Origin of the sequence: Accumulibacter sp., from assembly GCF_031732815.1 — a bacterium.
Taxonomy (GTDB): Bacteria; Pseudomonadota; Gammaproteobacteria; order Burkholderiales; family Rhodocyclaceae; genus Accumulibacter.
Genome location: NZ_JAVMKF010000268.1, coordinates 33,970 through 51,078, shown reverse-complemented (window position 1 = coordinate 51,078; position 17,109 = coordinate 33,970). Strand labels below are relative to the sequence as shown.

Genomic DNA, 17,109 nt, shown 5'->3' with positions numbered 1-17,109 from the left:
GTGATCACTTTTCCATCAACCTCCGGGTGACCTCGAAAGCGAACCGTATCTGCTGTTCGCTGTGCATGGCCGACAGGAAGAATCGCAAGCGCGCTGCCTTCTCTTCGACCGCTGGATAGATGATCGGCTGCACGTTGATGCCGGCTTCGAAGAACTGGTTGGACAGCGTCGCCGCCTTCAGCGAGCTGCCGACGATGACCGGAACGACGGCATGCCCCTGCGCAAAGCCGGTGTTGATCGCCAGGGACTGCAGCAGACCGAGAAATTGCCCGGTACGCGCGCGCAAGCGCTCGACGCGCTCGGGTTCGCGCAGCATGAGGCGCAGCGCTTCCAGCGCAGCGGCGGCGAGCGGCGGCGACATGCCGACGCTGTAGACGAAGCCCGGCGCCGCGTACTTGAGGTGCTCGACCAACGCCCGCTCGCCGGCGATGAAACCACCGCAGCCGGCAAGCGTCTTGCTCAGCGTACCCATCCAGATGTCGACCGCGCTGCCGGCAACGCCGAAGTGCTCGCGGATGCCGCGCCCGGTCTGTCCGAGAACGCCCAGCGAGTGCGCTTCGTCGACCATCAGGAAAGCCTTGTGCCGACGCTTGATGTCGATCAGCGCCGGCAGATCGGGAACGTCGCCGTCCATGCTGTAGACGCCTTCGACAACGACCAGGACGCGCTCGAACTGGCTGCGAATCTCGGCCAGGATCTGATCGAGCGAAGCCGTGTCGTTGTGCGGAAACGAGCGCCGGGCGGCGCCGGAAAGCCGGATTCCGTCGAGCACGCTGTTGTGGATCAGGCTGTCGTGAATCACCAGATCCTTCGGCCCGAACAGGTAGCCGATGGTGCTCACGTTGGTCGCGTGGCCGCTGACGAAGACGATGCAGTCCTCGACTTCGTACAGTTTGGCCAGCGCCTCCTCCAGCTCGCGCTGCACCGCGCGCTCGCCGGCGACCAGCCGACTGGCCGCGGCCGACGTTCCGTAGCGGTCGATTGCATCCTTTGCCGCGCGATTGACCGCCGGATGCCCGGCCAGCCCCAGGTAGTTGTAGTTCGAGAAGTTGAGGTACTCGCGCCCGTCGATGCGCGTCGTTGCGCCGGCGACGCCGTCGTGCACGCGGAAAAACGGATTGACCAGGCCGCGGCGTTCGGCGACCGCCTTCGGCACCAGCATTCTTTCGTAGCCGGGGTGACGGTCGAAGCGCGTGAAGGCTTCCGGAATCGACGGATGCGCCGTCTTGCGTGCCTGCGGCATGGCGATCACCAGGCCGCCGGAACCGGCTTTCCGGCCGAGAATGCGGTCGATCAGCTGGCTCTTGGTTCTCTGGGTGAGACTGGGCTTGCTCATGCGGTCAACCTCGTTCCTGTTCGCGCAAGTCTGCGCACGTCATCGCTGACGGCAACGATCTCGGCCGCCGTCGCGCCTTCGCCGTGTTGGCCGGCGAGCCCGGCGACGACCGCCGCCGGCTGCGTTTCGTCCGCCGTAGCGCCCTCGCCGCTCAGCTTGTCGACGATCCGCGCCGCGACATGCTCGGCCGTCGGCGAATCGCTCAGCATCATCGTCGGCAGGCGAATCCCGCAGCGCTGCTCGAGGCCGAGCGCGAGTTCGACGGCCATCAGCGAATCCATCCCCAGATCGTTCAGCGGTCGATTGGCGTCGATCCGCTCCGGGCTGATGCAGAGCACCTGCGCGACCTCCTGGACGACCAGTTGACGAACGATGCCGGCGATCTCGGCCGGCGTCTTTCCGGCGATCAGCGCGCGCAGGTCGAGCGACTCGCCGGCTTGCGGCTGCTCGCTGCGCCGGCGCTCGAGAAGTTCGAAACGCGTTCCGGCAGCCGCCGGCAGCAGCCGGGCAAGCACGTTCCAGTCGAAGTTCGCTGGCGTGAGCAACCCGGCGTCTTCGCCCAGTGCGCGCTCGAGTTGGGCAAGCGCCTCGGCCGCGCTGCTCGGCGGTCGGCCAAGCCGCTGTTCCAGGCTGTCCCTGATCGCTGCGTTGCGCGCCAGGTAGCCGGCGTCGGCGATCGGCCCCCAGGCAATGCAGGTGGCAGGCAGACCCAGGTAGCGGCGCAGAGCACTCAATCCTTCGACGCCGGCATTGGCCGCGACATAGTTGGCTTGCCCCGGGTTGCCGATCGCGCTGGTGACCGACGAGTAGATGACAAAGTGTTCGAGCGGGATGTCCAGCGTCGCCTGGTGCAGATTCCAGGCACCGAGCAGTTTGGCCGCGAGCACGCTGGCGACGCTGCTGGCATCGAGCGTGGCGAGCAGGCGGTCATCGTAGGTCGTTGCCGCGTGCAGGATTCCCTTCAGCGGCGGCATGCTGGTCTGCACGCGCTCGACCAGCGTGCGCACCGCATTGGCTGCGCTGATGTCGCAAGCCTGCGCGAGCACCCTGACGCCCAGCGCGGCGAAGTCATCGACGATCTGCTTCGCACCGGGGGTCTTCAGGCCGCGCCGGCCGGCCAGCACGAGATTGCCGACGCCGCGCTCGGCGAGCCAGCGCGCCGATTCCAGACCGAAGCCGGAGAGACCGCCGCTGATGATCCAGGTGCTGTCGCGCGCGAAGCTGAGCGCCGGCTCGGCACGCGCCGGCTGTTCGACCGGCGGCTGCGCATCGGCCAGCGAGACGACGATCTTGCCGATATGGCGCGCCTGCTGCATGCTGCGGAAAGCGTCGACGATCCGCTCGGCGGTGAAACAGCGGTAAGGCAGCGGTGCCAGCGCCTCCTCGCGAAAGAGCGCCATCAGTTCGCGGAACAGGCGCGCTGCGAGTTTCGGCCGGCCGATCAGCAACTGGTCGGCGTCGATACCGAAGTAGCTGATGTTGTTCCTGAACGGGCGCAGGCCAAGGGGCGTGTTCTCGAAGAAGTCGCGCTTGCCCAGTTCGAGAAAACGGCCGAACGGCCTGAGCACGTCAAGGCTGCGCCGCATCGCTTCGCCGGCGAGTGAGTTGAGGACGAGATCGACGCCTTCACCGCCGGTCGCCGCCAGAACGTCGTCAGCGAAGGACAGGCTGCGCGAATCGAATACCCGATCGGCGCCGAGCAGCCTGACGAAGTCGCGCTTTTCTTCGCTCCCGGCGGTAGCGTAGATCTCCGCGCCGAGATGACGCGCCAGCTGCAGAGCAGCAATGCCGACCCCGCCGGCGGCGCCATGAATCAGCAGGCGTTCGCCCGGCTGCAGGTCGCCCAGGTGCTTGAGCGCGTAATAGACGGTGAAGAACACCGTCGGCACGCTGGCGGCGGCCTCGAAAGACCACTCTTCCGGCATCAGCGCGACGGCATCGGCGCGCGTCACGACATGGCTGGAAAAGCACGACGCAGCGAAACCCAGGATGGCATCGCCGGGCAGGCGATCGGTTACCCGGGCGCCGACGCGGCTGACCACGCCGGAGAATTCCAGACCGAGACTGGCCCCGGCAAAGCCATTGTCGACCGCTTCCTCGGGCAAAAGCCCCATCAGATACATCAGGTCGCGAAAATTGAGGCCAACCGCATGCGTGCAGACCTCGATTTCGTCATCGCGCAGGGGACGTTCGCAGTCGGGCAGCCAGACCAGATTGCGCAACTGCCCGGGCGTATGGAAATCGAGCCGGAAACGCTTCGCGGGCGGGACCTGGACGAGCGGCGAGGCGCTGTCTTCCTGCAGCATCAGGCAATGGCGCGCGGCGCTGGAAAGAATGATTTCGCCGGTACCGTCCGGGCGCAGCAGTTCGTTCTCCAGCCGCGCCGGCAGGTCCGGCGCGCCCGGGTCGCACGCCAGGTCGAGCAGCGTGCAGCCAAGCTGCGGGTATTCGTTCATGACGACGCGCCCGAAGCCCCACAGCGCGGCTTGCGCCGGACTAGGCGGGCAGGTGTCGGGCAGGCCGCTGGCGAGCGCGCCGCCGCGGGTAAGGATCGACAGACGCGGCGGCTTGCCGGGCTGCGCGGCAAGCGCCTGTACCTGGGTCAGCAAGCGGGCGATGGTCGCTTCCGCGCGCTCAGGTGGATCGTCCCAGCCGAGCAGGCAGACCAGGTGCCCGGGAAGCACGTTCGGCGCCTGATCGCTGGCGATGCTTACTCGTTGTCCGCACGATTCGAGGCGCGCCGCAAGTGGGCCGGCAAGGCGCGCCGACGCCCGGTCGGCAAGCAGCAGCCAGTCAGCCGCGGCCGGCGTCGGCAAGGCGGCGAGATCACCCGCCGGACGCCGCGCGAGCAGCAGGTAGGCGCCTTCGCCCAAGCCCTCGGCAGCCGGTTCGAGGAACGGCTCACAATCCGCGAAACCCTCGTCGAGCAGAGCCTGCTGCCAGGTTTCCGGGGGCAGCAGCGAGGAAAGCGGCTGGCTCGTCGCCTCGTCTTCGTGCCACCAGCCGGGATCGATTCCGGCGATGAAATCGGCGCTCCAATCGGCATGGCGCTCGGCGATCAGCACGATGCCGCCGGCCGCCAGCCAGCGCCGCGTCTGCGCCAGAGCGGCATGCGGGCCGCGCGTGCGATGCAGCGTGTGACGCAGGATGACCAGATCGAAGACCTCCGGCAGCCGCTGATCGCCAGGCAGTTGCCAGTCGGCCGCGATGGTCGTCACGACGATGCCCGGATGCTCCTGGTACTCGCCCTGCTGGCGCGCCAGAGCAGCTTCCGTCGGCAAAGCCAGCACGTAGTCGAAGCGGTCGGCGGCGAGCGAAGCGAGCAGCGTTCGCGGCAGGCTGCTCGCGCCGGCGGCGATTTCGAGCACCCGCAGGCGGCGCGAGCTGGGCCAGTTGCCGATCAGGTGGTGCAGGATTCCGTCAAGCGCGAGACGCAGTCCGCGGTACGCCGGGTCGTCGTCGTAGAGCACTTCGGCGATCGGTGAATGATGCAACTCGTCGAGCCACTCGCGACCATCGATTGCGCCAGTGAGCAAAGCCGGCAACTGCCGCCCGACGCGCCCGAGCAGCGTCAGTTGTGGCAGGCACGCCGGCGAATCGCGCAGCAGCGTCTGCCAGAGCCCGTCGGCCGACGGGAGACCGGTGTCGGTGGCCACCGACCATTGCTCGCCGTCCTGGCGAAGCAGCCCCTCGCGGCTCATCAGGTCGGTCAGCCAGCGACCAAGCGGCGTGGCCCGGCACTGCCCGCCGCCCGCCGGGTGGTGCGCCGCCAGTTCCTGAAAGGCCTGCACGGCGAAAGACAGCGTCAATGCCTCGATCAAGGGCAGCGTTTCCTTGAACCAGGTCTGGCGCGCGGCCTTTTCTGCCGCCAGCGCGGTGCGCGCTTGCCCGGCGAGCTCGGCCACGGGTGGCATTTCGCTGACCAGGCCATCCACCGGATGCGGCCGCAGCCAGGGCACGATGCGCCAGTTGGCGAGTCCCGGGCGCTCGCCTTGCGTGAGCCGCACGGCACGGAAGCGACAAGCGCTGGCGCGCGCCAGCAGCCGCTCCTGATCGTCGAGCAGGGCGAAATCCGCGATGAACGAGCGGGCGCCCTGCCGACGCAGACGCGCGCGCAAACGCGTGGCCGTCCCGGCCAGGCAGAAGTCGATTCGCCCGCACTTGACCGGCAGCAGAGCCATGGCCTGCCCGGCCTCGATCTCGGGCGCGAAGAAGTCAACCAGAGACTGGAAGCACAGATCGAGCAGCGCCGGATGCAGAAGGTAGTCGTCGCGGCCAGGTACAGGCATCGGATCCAGGTCCGCTTCGAGCTCGGCGGCTTGCTCGCCGCCGCCGATGCGGGCGGTGCGCAGACCCTGGAAGAGGGGACCGTAGTCCAGGCCGAGTTTCGCCGCCAGGCGATAGTGCGTCTGGCGGTCGACCTGGCGCGTCAGCCCGCCTGGCGGCTCGATGCCGAGCGCCGGGAGCCGCCCGGACGAGGCGAGCAGACGACCTGCAGCGTGCAGGGTCCATTCGTCGCTGCTCAGGCGCTGCCGGCTTCTGATCTGAAATCCGCCATCGCGCGGATTGACCACCAGCCGCAAGCTGCGGCCGTGTTCGCCGGCGAAGACCAGCGGGGCAACGATGTCGAGCCCTTCGACGATCAGGTGTTCACCGCCGATCAACTCGCGGGCAGCGGCCAGCCCCATCTCGACATAGGCAGCGCCCGGATAGACCACCGCCCCTCCGACCTGGTGCTCGGCCAGCCAGGGAACGACGAGCGGATCGAGCGTGTTCTCCCAGGCCGCTTCGGCGTCGTGCAGACGCCAGCCAAGCAGCGGATGCACACGCCGCCTTTCGCTCGGCGGCGCCCCCTCGTTCGTCGTCGGATGCCAATGGCGTTCGCGCTGCCAGGGGTAGTTGGGCAGACGTACGCGCCGCGCCGGGTGGGGAAAGCAGGCTTGCAGTTGCGCCGGCTCAAGCAGCAGGTGTGCGCGCAAGGCGGTCTCGCCGATCGCGTCGACGCCGTCGTCGGTGCGCCGCAGGCTGGGCAAGACTCGCCCCCGGATGCCGGCGGCACGCAGACTCTCGCCGATGTAGCGTTGCAGGATGGCATGCGGGCCGATCTCGACGAACACGCGGCAACCCAGTTCGGCCAGTTTGCCGATCGCATCGGCAAAACGCACCGGTTCGCGCACGTTGCGCCACCAGTAGCCGGCACCGAGTGTGCCGGCGTCCTGCACCTCGCCGCTCACGGTGGACACAAAGAGCGCCGCGCGCGTCGCCGCCGGGCGAAATCCGGCCAGCCGTGCGAGCAGGTTCGCAGCAGTGGAATCCATCCGCCGGCTGTGAAAGGCATAGTCGAGATCGAGCAGGCGGAAGAATGCGCCGCGCCGCTCGACCCGCTCCTGGACGCGCAGCAGGCCGGGCAGACTGCCGGCCAGCGTCACGTTGCCCGGACTGTTGATCCCGGCCAGTTCGACATCGAGATCTTCCCCCAGCTCGCGCATCACCTCGTCAATGGCGCTGGCCGACAGGCCGACGGCGGCCATCCGCCCGCTGCCCCGCGTCGTCGCCTGCGCCTGGCTGCGCGCGCAGATGACGCGGATGGCCTGGGCGAGGTCAAGCGCACCGGCTGCCCAGGCGGCCGCGATTTCGCCCACGCTGTGCCCGGCAACGGCGACCGGGTGCACCCCCAGTTCACGCAACAGGGTCGTCACGCCGACCTGGAGCGCGAAGAGCAGCGGCTGCGCAACGCTCGTATCCTCAAGTCTGACCGGGTCAGCGGCGTCCAGCTCGGCGAGTAGCGAGAAACCCGTCGCGGCGTCCATGGCCTTGGCCATATCCGCCAGGATCTCGGCAAAGCGCGGCGATTCGGCGAGCAGTGCACGGCCCATGCCGGCCCACTGGGCGCCATTGCCCGAATAGATGAAAGCCACCCCGCCGCTCGCCGGCAGGGCATCCTCGACGACCACGCCCGGCGGCGATTCGCCCTGCGCATAACGCTCGAGCAGAGCGGCGGCGGCGGCCGGCGAATCGGCATGCAGCGCGAGGCGCTTTTCCATGCGCTCGCGCCGATGCGCCACGCCATACGCGAGGTCATAGTAGTCGGCGGCTGAACTGGCGTGCAACAACGGCGCATAGCGACCGGCCATGGCGCGCAAGGCCGCATCGCTGCGCGCCGAGAGAAAGAGTGGCGGCAGGGCGGTTTCGTCGGCCAGCCGATCCGCCGCGGGCAACGGCCGGAATTCCTGCAGCAGGACATGCGCGTTCGCGCCGCCAAAACCGAAAGAGCTGACGGCACCGAGCAAAGGCCTGCCATTGGCGCTGCGCAAGGCGCGGTATTCGGTGACCAGTTCGAGATTCAGGCGCGCGAAATCGATATGCGGATTGGGCGTGCGCAAGTGCAACGCCGGTGGCAGCGCCCGGTTCTTCAGTACGAGGACCGACTTGATCAGCCCGGCCAGACCGGAAGCGGGTTCCAGATGGCCAAGGTTGGCCTTGACCGACCCGATGGGCAGCGCCTGGCTGCGCCCCTGGCCATAGACCGCACCGATCGCGGCAGTTTCAATCGGGTCGCCGACCGCCGTACCCGTGCCGTGCGCCTCGACGAAATCGACCTCGTCGGGAGTGCGGCCGCTGCGCGCGAGCACCGCGCGCATCAGCTCGGCCTGCCCTTGGCTGCTCGGAATGGTAATTCCCGTCTTGCGCGCGCCGTCGGTATTCACCCCGCTGGCGAGGATCACGGCATGGATCTCGTCGCCGTCGGCCAGCGCCTTGTCGAGCGGCTTGAGCAGAACGACGGCGCCGCCCTCCGAACGCACGTAGCCATCGCCCGCCGCGTCGAAAACCTTGCAGCGCCCGTCGGCGGAAAGCATCGACGCCTTGGTGAAGCCGATGAACGGATAGGGGTGCAAGAGCAGGCTGACGCCGCAGACGAGAGCGCTGCTCGCTTCGCCAGTGCGCAGACTGGTACACGCGTGGTGCAAGGCGACCAGCGACGACGAGCAGGCGGTGTCGACGGCGAGCGACGGCCCATGCAGGTCGAAGACGTAGGAAAGGCGATTGGCAGCGAGGCTCAGCGTGTTGCCGGTCATCGAGTGCGCGGTCGTGCTCGCCAGATCGTTCAGCCCGTACGCGCCGTAGTCGAGCCCGGAGATGCCGACATAGACCGCACAGTCGGAACCGGCCATCGACGAAGGCGGAAGACCGGCGTTTTCCATCGCTTCCCAGGTGAGTTCAAGGAGCAGGCGCTGTTGCGGATCGAGCCAGGCCGCCTCGCGCGGCGAGATGCCGAAGAAACCGGCGTCGAACTCGTCGATGCGCGACAGGACGCCGGCGGAAAAGCTGATGCTGCGCCCAGGCTCCGAGCGCTTGCCATGCTCCAGCTCATCGACCGCCCAGCGCTCGGCGGGAACGCGCGTGACGAGATCGCGCCCTTCCCGCAGGGCATTCCAGAAGCTGACCTCGTCGCCGAGGTCGCCAGGAAAACGGAAAGCCATGCCGACGATGGCCACCGCCGGTGACGATTGCGCCGCAGCCGCCGTACGTTTTGGCCGCCGACCCTCGGCGGTCTTCTCGCTCCGCCCATTCTTCCTGAGCTGTTGCTTCATCGGTCAGCCTCCATCTGCGACAGGCTCATCTCACCAGACACGAAAAAGGAGTCAATGCGTCTGCATCCGCTCGACTTGTGATACCCAACGATCATTTGCGAAGGAAACCCCTGTCATTCATGCGGCAAAGTCGTGGTCGTGTCCACAACCCACTTGCGCGTCAAACGCCGGCACGCCCTTGCCAGAGCAATGCCCGAGAGTGGTGATTGGTCATCGCGCGCTCATGGCAATCAAGGGCATCGGCCTGGGGTTCGTGGCCTCCCTTTTCCGGATCAACACCGGGACGCGCGCCCAAGCCATTGTCGCTAAAAGCGCTTCTGTTCCACCCAATTCACTAACGGCGCACAGCGCCTGAACTTTAGTCGCCAGTCACCGATCCTCGCCTGGCTTGGACGCACGTGAGCACGCCGAGCGAACGCTGCTTGCGGCTCGCGGCGCGACCGAGCAACGTTGATCCAGGTTTGAGTCGCGGCCGATATGGGAGACAATAGCAGCTTTCGTGCGTACAGTTCCAGACCATCTGCGCCGGGATAGCAGAAGAAGAGCGGGTGTCCGAGCGCGTAGCGAGCCCGATCATCTGGAGGCGCAGCCCTATGCAACAAGAGGATAGCCGCGCCATGCTGCTGATGATCGACAACTACGACTCATTCACCTACAACCTCGTTCAGTACTTCGGCGCACTCGGGCAAGAGGTCAGGGTATTTCGCAACGATGCGATCAGCCTGGCCGGAATTGCCCGCCTCGATCCCGCGTATCTGGTCATTTCGCCGGGTCCGTGCTCGCCAGGCCAGGCAGGAATCTCGCTCGCGGCGATACGGGAATTTGCCGGCAAGCTTCCGCTGCTCGGCGTCTGTCTCGGCCACCAGGCGATCGGCGAGGCTTTCGGCGGTCGCGTCGTACACGCCCGTCGGCTGATGCACGGCAAGGTATCGCCAGTACACCACACCGGGCAGGGAGTGTTTCGCGGGCAGCCTGACCCGCTGCGCTGCACGCGCTATCATTCGCTCGCCGTCGAGCGTTCTTCCTTGCCGGACTGCCTGGAGATCACCGCCTGGACCGACGATGGCGAGATCATGGGCTTGCGGCATCGGACGCTGGCCGTCGAGGGCGTGCAGTTCCATCCCGAGTCGATCCTGACCGAAAACGGTCACCAGTTGCTCGCCAACTTTCTCGAGGAACACCAGAGATGAAACCACAGGACGCGCTGACGCGGGTCATCGAACACCGCGAAATCTTCCACGACGAAATGGTCGCGCTGATGCGCCAGATCATGGGTGGCGAAGTCAGTCCGCTGATGATCGCCGCCATCATTGTCGGGCTGCGCGTCAAGAAAGAAACGATAGGCGAGATTTCGGCCGCAGCTCAGGTGATGCGCGAACTGTCGACCAAGGTCGAGGTCGGCGACCGCACGCACCTCGTCGATACCTGCGGCACCGGCGGCGACGGCGCGCAGACCTTCAATATTTCGACCGCCGCGATGTTCGTTGGCGCGGCCGCCGGAGTACGCGTCGCCAAGCACGGCGGGCGATCGGTTTCCTCGCAATCGGGCAGCGCCGACGTCCTCGAAGCGCTCGGCGCCAACATCAATCTGACACCGCAGCAAGTCGCGCAAAGCGTCGACGAGGTCGGCGTCGGCTTCATGTTCGCGCCGAACCACCACAGCGCAATGAAGCACGCAGCACCGGTCCGCCGCGAGCTCGGCGTGCGCACCCTGTTCAACATCCTCGGCCCGCTGACCAACCCGGCCGGCGCCGGCAGGCAGGTGCTCGGCGTCTTCCATCCCGACCTCGTCGGCATCCAGGTGCGCGTCCTGCAGCGACTGGGCAGCACGCACGCGCTGACCCTGTTCGGCCGCGAAGGACTCGACGAGATCTCGATCTCTGGTGAGACGCTGGTCGGCGAATTGAAGAACGGGCGCGTCGACGAGTACTCGATTCATCCCGAGCAGTTCAATCTGCCTGTACATGACCCGCGCGTGCTGCGCGCGGCGACCGTCGAAGAATCGAAAGCGATGCTGCTGGCTGCGCTGGAAAACCGCGCCGGAGCTGCGCGCGACATCGTCGCCCTGAACGCGGGAGCGAGCATCTACGTCGGCGGCCTGGCACCTTCGCTGGCCGATGGCGTAGACGCGGCGTTCGAAGCGATCGCCAGCGGTGCCGCGCGGGCGAAGGTCGACGCGTTCGTCGCTTTCTCGCGACGCTTCGCCGCCTGAACCAGGCGTACCAGGCAACCCACCCCGAGCACACCCGTGCGGCTGCCGGCCGCCGAGCCGCGAGTCACCCATGAGCGACATCCTGCAACGTATTCTTGCCGTCAAACGCGACGAGCTGGCCGCCAGCGTCGCCACGATCAGCCTCGCCGAGGTGTGTGCCGCGGCGCAAGCACAGGACCGGCCGCGTGATTTCGCCGGCGCCTTGCGCCGACGGATCGCCGCCGGCCAGCCGGCGGTGATCGCCGAAATCAAGCGGGCCAGCCCGTCGAAGGGAATCCTGCGTGCCGATTTCCAACCGGCGGCGATCGCTGCCGACTACCAGGAGCACGGCGCCGCGTGCCTCTCCGTGCTCACCGACAGGCAGTTCTTCCAGGGTTCGCCAGCAGCGCTGCAGCTCGCCCGGGCCGCTTGCACGCTGCCCGTGCTGCGCAAGGACTTTCTCATCGACGAGTATCAGGTCCACGAAGCGCGCGCGATGGGCGCCGACGCCATTCTGCTCATCGTCGCCGCACTCGACCTGCCGACGATGCGCCATTTCGAGCAGATTGCCGAGGCCTACGGCATGTCGGTACTCGTTGAGGTGCATGACCGGAGCGAACTCGAGCTCGCTCTCGCCCTGGCGACACCGCTGATCGGCATCAACAACCGCAACCTGCGCAGCTTCGAGGTCAGCCTGCAGACGACGCTCGCGCTCTCGGTCGACGTTCCGGCCGAGCGGATCGTCGTCGCCGAAAGCGGCATCCTTGCCGCCGCCGACGTCAGCTTGCTGCGCGGCCATGGGGTCAACGCCTTTCTCGTCGGCGAGGCCTTCATGCGCGCCGACGAGCCCGGCAAAGCCCTGGCGGAACTCTTCGCCTGAGTTCGACGGGCCTGTTGCAGAAAACCAACAATCGCTGCGCCACCACCAGCGAAAGCGATCAGGGAACTTGCTGCAATCTGGCGCCTTTGCCAGAATCCGCCCAACTTCTCGTCTTTTCGAGAGGTCCAGTTTGGTGGAGCGGCAGGTGGCTTCATCGATCTCAAACCTAGAGGAGATTCACAATGCAAAAGAAACTCATCGCACTGGCAGTCGCCAGCGTAGCTTCCGGCGCTGCTTTTGCTCAGACCAATGTCACGATGTATGGCATTGCCGACGCGGGCTATGTCTATAGCTGGGGCAAGGCCAATGTCGTCGGCGGTGGCACCAACAAGTTCAGCGGCATCGAATCCGGCCTGCTGAGCGGTTCGCGTCTCGGTTTCAAGGGTGAAGAAGCGCTGGGTAACGGCCTGAAAGCCATCTTCCAGCTTGAATACGGCCTGAGCATCGACAGCAACGCGGGCGTCGGCACCGCGCTGGCCCGCCAGCAGTTCGTCGGTCTGTCCAGCAACGCGCTGGGTACGGTCGCCCTCGGCCGTCAGTATGCTCCCGGCTATGACGCCACCGCGAGAAACGACGCCTTCGGCGGCGCCGCATTTGCTCCGCAATCGTTCCTGACCACCTCGACCGCCGGCAACAACACGATCACGCCGAACAGCAACGCACGCTGGAACAACGCCGTGACCTACACCACCCCGAACTGGGGCGGCTTCACCGGCAAGGCGATCTATGGCTTTGGCGAAAACGCGGGTAACGACCGCTTCGTCAGCACCAGCGACAACGGTCGTTGGGGCGTCGGCGCCAACTTCTCGGCCGGCATGTTCAACATCGACGGTGTCTATCAAGTACGCCAGAACGTCGTCGCTGCCAACGGCAAGGACATCAACGAATGGTATGTCGGCGCCACGCTCGACCTCAAGTTCGCCAAGCTGATGGCCAGCTACCAGGACCAGAACGACAAGAACACCTTCACCAACAACGACAACAGCACGTGGTCGGTTGGCGCGGTGATCCCGGTCATGTCGTCGAGCGCCATTCACCTGGGCTACGCCGAACTTGACTTCGACCAAGGCAACAAGGGCCTCCAGTTGAACGGCAAGTCCAAGGCTGCCGCTGTGGCCTTCTCGCACGGCCTGTCGAAGCGCACGACGCTGTACACCGGTTACGTTTACACCAAGAACGGCGACGACACCGTTGGCGCCGCTCCGGCTGGCCTGACCGGCACCATCGGCGCGGTCGACCGCAAGAACCACACGTTTACCGCCGGTATCCGTCACACCTTCTGAGCCAATTGGCAAATCAGAGAAACGGGCGCTCAGGCGCCCGTTTTTTTTCGCCCCCAATGTCCTGCCCCCGGAAAGCCGAAGTAGCACGGAAGAGGTTCTGAAAGTCGGACGGCAGCAGAGCGCGTCGCCCTACATCGTCAGGCGGTGAATCTTCCTCGCCTGGCATGCCTGTTCGACAGACGACAAGCGGCAACCAGGCAACCGGCGAAAGCTGCGTCACCTGCCGACGGGTGCGCAACGCGCGCACTTTGGCGGCAAGGCCCGACAGATCACGGTGTTGCAGCTCGACCGCCACTTCCTGATCGAGCAGGCAGACTGTCTCTCCGAACTGCATTGGAAATGGCGCGCCGGGTCTGCCACTCGCTCATTTCATGGCACGCAGCCAATTGATTCCGCGAGCCCATCCTGCTGGCCGGCTGAACATGGCGAATGAAACCGGGACCGGCAGAGCCCGTCACCACGGGCACCCATTCTCAGCACTTCCCGGGACAGGCAGAATGCGCGCGAACCGCGCGTTGCGCGTGGGGACGTGAAATTGGACGTGAAAACAACGAACGTGAAAACGCCCAACCGGGAAGGGTTGGGCGTCGATCCAATTGATGGTGGTGGTGGAGTATAGCACTGGAGCGGACGGTCCTCCCGCAGGCCTGCACCACAGGGCGAAGGCGGGAGGGATTCCGCGCGACATGGAGTAAGGATTCCGTTCCCCGCGCTGTTCCCACCATGCCCCGACATGCATTCATCTAGACCCAAACGCCTCTAACTCGCTCCACCCTTCGATGGAAAACGCGGCGGCAGCACCGGGCTGCGAGGGACACCTTTTCGCCAAACAGACGTTCGATCCCTCTCTTTGTAGAACTGAGGGCTGGTCATCCCGGCCTTGCCGATGATGTTGTGGAACTCGCGATTGGTCAGATCAGCGCGGTGCGGATTTGGCAGCTTAACCTTCTCCCCGTTGTCGATCCGGTAGTAGCTGTGATCGCTGTGGTGGTCCTGAACCCCTGCTAGATACCGCCTGATGAAATCGTTGTTGATCTCAGCAACGGACGCCGCGTATGGCACCAAAACACTCTTTCCACCTTTGACCCAGTCGATCCAGTAAACCGGGCAATTGTCCAGGTGCAAGTAGGAGCTCAGTGTGGATTCGCGTGGCTTTGAGAGGCCCATTCCGGTGCGAATGGTCGACTTGACCAGATCCTGCCAAACGGTCGGACCAGCGTTCCCAAACGCTGCGCTGGCCTGCTGAACCATGTGTTCCTTTCGGGACCTCTGCTGCTTGTCTATGCCTCCGGCGTATGCGCCCGGGCTGTTAGCCACCAGGTCCCACAAGTAGTCGTATACGGGCTGAGGGTAGGGAAATCTGGGGCTCGGCTGAACCGCTTTCAGGCCGTAGAAATTGGCGATCGACTCCTCATGCCATTCGTTGATCGGCCGTTTCGCGACCAGCCTACGGTATGGCCTGTACACCGGTAACCCGCCGGTTGCTTCCATCTGAAGGCAGTGGGCATCGAACCGGTAGTGATACAGCTCGTGCGTGTACAGAAATGCCGCCAGGGCGTCTAGGCAATCGGCGAATGACTCCCCGGTGCTGAAGCTCATGTCGGTGGCCAAAGCAAAACAGCGCTTCTTGATGAAGAAAATGCCCCACCGTTTGCGCGCCGGAGCCCTCATGACATCCCGGAAAGACTTGTAAAAGGCCAAGTACTCGACGCCCCCCTCGACGACTCCGCCGGCAGCGCCTTCATGACTTTCCTCGTCTTGTCCCTGACTAACCGGTAGAGACGCGGGGTCGACTTCATCAACCACCTCTTGAGAGTCATCGGCGCTCGGGATATCTAATCCCGGCCGGGGGAACCGATCGGAGCCAGGGTGGACATCGGGATCGGGGTCGTCATCCAGCGAGCTTTCAACATGGCGCGCCGCGTCAGCAACGTTGGATGCAGCAACGGGGTTGGGCCAGGGGATTTGTCCAAACGGTTTATGCATGTGCGACCTCGATTTCAGCCTCTTGGGCGATAGAACTCCGACCCTTCATCTGCGTCCGAGATCTAATGGTACGTTGTATCGATCCGGAACACGGACGGGACGCGCGACTCGTGGCCGTCGAGCCTGGCTGGCGGTCTGCAGGTTCGCTGTCCGAGAAAGTATCCGGAGGATTGCCTGGTCGTGGTGGTACGCCCGGAAGGCATCGGCCACCGAGGTATCGATGAACGTGGCCGTCGTCTGGCCATCCGCCGGAGCCGACACGACACCATCCGGGATGTCTCTGGACCAGCCCCTGGCAGCCCGAAAGCCACTCACCAAGTGTGAAAAGTACGGCCAAGCGTGGTCCAGGTGTGCGTCATCGATGGTGACCAGCACGCCGGTCAGTTCACACTCAACCCGCCCTTGGTCATCCCCATACTCTGCAAAGGCACCCTTCTTAGCTAGGACCAGGTCGAGTGCGACTGCCTCACGGCACGCACCATAGAAGTCCTTCGACCGGTCCCCCGCAAGGCCTTTGACGGCCCAAATGTACGAAAAGTCCGTGGCAGTCCCATCTTGGCGCACCACCCAGAAGCCTGAGTTGCTCCAGCCCGTCCCGGTATTCAAGCGCCGCTCGAAGTGGCCGATCTGCCCGCACCCCTTCGCCGGCTCACCGACATCTTCAAGAATCGGGTCATACCGCTCGATGAGCGACACGAGGTCGGCGTGATCGCTCGGGTCGGCGACACGCTCCCCGTCCCGATACCGATGCAGGATTTCCTTGTAGTGATCAAGAGCGCTTTTCTGGGTCCGGAAGCTCCGGGAACCGATTTCAACAGGCTTTGCCATCCGTTACTCCCCACAAATTGATACCAAACATCACATTTCCAATATCAGAATTTCTTCCAAGCCAGACTCCTGCGCACGCATCGCAGAATTCAACGCAGCAACTGTGAACTCAGGTACCGACGGCGTACGAAAATCGAAGGCCAAACGTCTGGCTTTGATCGTTTCACGATTGACACGCAGGAGCTCCCCAATGCTTGCAGCCAGCGCATCTACGTCCTGCCGGTCGCGGACCAGTTCACGCGGCACAGCACTGACGGGCGCCTTCGGATGAAGCGAGCCAACTGCGGATCGATCGTTGACTTCACTCACAAATGCCTTCACAAGCTCGCGATCGATACCGAGTCGTCGTGCGTGAATATCCAGTGGTGAGAATCCGTCCTCGGCATAAGTCAAAATATGAAACTGCTCCAGCTTGTCGCGAACCTCTGACTCCTTAACTCTTGAAACTCTCAGGGGTACGAGCGCCTGCGGGGTGCATTCATCGGCGGATGTGACATGCTGTTCAATCGACCGACGGAACAGGTGCAAGAGTTCATCGCTCACCACCACGAAACGAATTTCCAGTAGGTTCTGAAGCACCCCTGCCATTTGGGATGCAACACGCACCAGGATTGGAATGGCCTCCTCCGCTGGGTAGCCGTACACACCCATCGAAATCGCAGGAACAGCTAATCGGGTTAAGCCATTTTCATCAGCCAAAGCGATGGTGTTGCGCATGGCTTTCTCGAGGCTACCGGGAGGGTCGGCATCCTCGTAATACTTGGGGCCTCGGGTGTGGATGATGTAGCGACAATCCATATCAAAAGCAGGTGTTGCCAACGCTTCGCCTATTTGAAGAGGCGCGAACTGCGAGCTGTAGGGTTCGAGACGGGGCCCTGCTGCTGCGTAAATTGCGCCACAGACTCCACTACCTGCTCGCAGGTTCGGATTTGCCGAATTGACGACGCCGTCGCAGTCGGTCTTCCTGACGATGTTGCCCTTGACGACGGTGATATTGGCCATGGTCATATTTA

General features: G+C 64.8%; 10 protein-coding genes. 4 read left to right on the top strand and 6 right to left on the bottom strand.

The genetic code is table 11. The features are described from left to right. Positions 1 to 4 precede the first annotated feature (4 nt). Together RKP46_RS15800 and RKP46_RS15795 are read right to left on the bottom strand one after the other, a co-directional pair. A complete protein-coding gene (locus RKP46_RS15800; RefSeq protein ID WP_311107504.1) occupies positions 5 to 1,336 on the bottom strand; it encodes an aminotransferase class I/II-fold pyridoxal phosphate-dependent enzyme in 1,332 nt (443 codons plus the stop codon). Then, entirely contained in the window at positions 1,333 to 8,928 is a 7,596-nt protein-coding gene (locus RKP46_RS15795; protein WP_311107503.1) for an SDR family NAD(P)-dependent oxidoreductase, read from the bottom strand. The genes RKP46_RS15800 and RKP46_RS15795 overlap by 4 nt, the downstream gene beginning before the upstream one ends. 617 nt (positions 8,929 to 9,545) lie before the next feature. Between RKP46_RS15795 and RKP46_RS15790 the strand changes: the two genes are divergently transcribed. The 4 genes from RKP46_RS15790 (at position 9,546) to RKP46_RS15775 (ending at position 13,282) form a co-directional block, all read left to right on the top strand. Next, positions 9,546 to 10,118, top strand: a complete 573-nt coding sequence (locus RKP46_RS15790) for an aminodeoxychorismate/anthranilate synthase component II (protein ID WP_311107528.1) — start codon at positions 9,546 to 9,548, stop codon at positions 10,116 to 10,118. After that, positions 10,115 to 11,140 (top strand): anthranilate phosphoribosyltransferase, encoded by a 1,026-nt coding sequence (trpD, locus tag RKP46_RS15785; protein ID WP_311107502.1) that lies wholly within the window; start codon positions 10,115 to 10,117, stop codon positions 11,138 to 11,140. Before RKP46_RS15790 ends, trpD begins: the two co-directional genes overlap by 4 nt. A gap of 70 nt (positions 11,141 to 11,210) precedes the next feature. Continuing rightward, a complete protein-coding gene (gene trpC, locus RKP46_RS15780) occupies positions 11,211 to 11,999 on the top strand; it encodes an indole-3-glycerol phosphate synthase TrpC (RefSeq protein ID WP_311107501.1) in 789 nt (262 codons plus the stop codon). Between the two features lie 182 nt (positions 12,000 to 12,181). Continuing rightward, the gene (locus RKP46_RS15775) at positions 12,182 to 13,282 is read left to right on the top strand and encodes a porin (protein WP_311107500.1); all 1,101 of its coding nucleotides are present in this window, start codon (positions 12,182 to 12,184) and stop codon (positions 13,280 to 13,282) included. A 13-nt stretch (positions 13,283 to 13,295) separates the two neighbouring features. Here RKP46_RS15775 and RKP46_RS15770 read toward each other — a convergent pair whose 3' ends face one another. The 4 genes from RKP46_RS15770 to RKP46_RS15755 all read right to left on the bottom strand — a co-directional run bounded on the left by RKP46_RS15770 (position 13,296) and on the right by RKP46_RS15755 (position 17,104). Beyond that, positions 13,296 to 13,616 (bottom strand): hypothetical protein, encoded by a 321-nt coding sequence (locus tag RKP46_RS15770; protein ID WP_311107499.1) that lies wholly within the window; start codon positions 13,614 to 13,616, stop codon positions 13,296 to 13,298. A 425-nt stretch (positions 13,617 to 14,041) separates the two neighbouring features. Next, on the bottom strand, positions 14,042 to 15,268 hold the full coding sequence (locus RKP46_RS15765) for a hypothetical protein (RefSeq protein ID WP_311098209.1): 1,227 nt from the start codon (positions 15,266 to 15,268) through the stop codon (positions 14,042 to 14,044). 45 nt (positions 15,269 to 15,313) lie between these two features. After that, the gene (locus tag RKP46_RS15760) at positions 15,314 to 16,096 is read right to left on the bottom strand and encodes a DCL family protein (protein WP_311098208.1); all 783 of its coding nucleotides are present in this window, start codon (positions 16,094 to 16,096) and stop codon (positions 15,314 to 15,316) included. 30 nt (positions 16,097 to 16,126) lie between these two features. Continuing rightward, on the bottom strand, positions 16,127 to 17,104 hold the full coding sequence (locus RKP46_RS15755) for a macro domain-containing protein (protein ID WP_311107498.1): 978 nt from the start codon (positions 17,102 to 17,104) through the stop codon (positions 16,127 to 16,129). Between the last annotated feature and the right edge of the window lie 5 nt (positions 17,105 to 17,109).

Excerpts from the sequence above, each read along its gene's own strand:
- RKP46_RS15800 (WP_311107504.1), bottom strand. The coding sequence starts at position 1,336 with ATGAGCAAGCCCAGTCTCACCCAGAGAACCAAGAGCCAGCTGATCGAC.
- RKP46_RS15795 (WP_311107503.1), bottom strand. The coding sequence starts at position 8,928 with ATGAAGCAACAGCTCAGGAAGAATGGGCGGAGCGAGAAGACCGCCGAG.
- RKP46_RS15790 (WP_311107528.1), top strand. The coding sequence starts at position 9,546 with ATGCTGCTGATGATCGACAACTACGACTCATTCACCTACAACCTCGTT.
- trpD (WP_311107502.1), top strand. The coding sequence starts at position 10,115 with ATGAAACCACAGGACGCGCTGACGCGGGTCATCGAACACCGCGAAATC.
- trpC (WP_311107501.1), top strand. The coding sequence starts at position 11,211 with ATGAGCGACATCCTGCAACGTATTCTTGCCGTCAAACGCGACGAGCTG.
- RKP46_RS15775 (WP_311107500.1), top strand. The coding sequence starts at position 12,182 with ATGCAAAAGAAACTCATCGCACTGGCAGTCGCCAGCGTAGCTTCCGGC.
- RKP46_RS15770 (WP_311107499.1), bottom strand. The coding sequence starts at position 13,616 with ATGCAGTTCGGAGAGACAGTCTGCCTGCTCGATCAGGAAGTGGCGGTC.
- RKP46_RS15765 (WP_311098209.1), bottom strand. The coding sequence starts at position 15,268 with ATGCATAAACCGTTTGGACAAATCCCCTGGCCCAACCCCGTTGCTGCA.
- RKP46_RS15760 (WP_311098208.1), bottom strand. The coding sequence starts at position 16,096 with ATGGCAAAGCCTGTTGAAATCGGTTCCCGGAGCTTCCGGACCCAGAAA.
- RKP46_RS15755 (WP_311107498.1), bottom strand. The coding sequence starts at position 17,104 with ATGACCATGGCCAATATCACCGTCGTCAAGGGCAACATCGTCAGGAAG.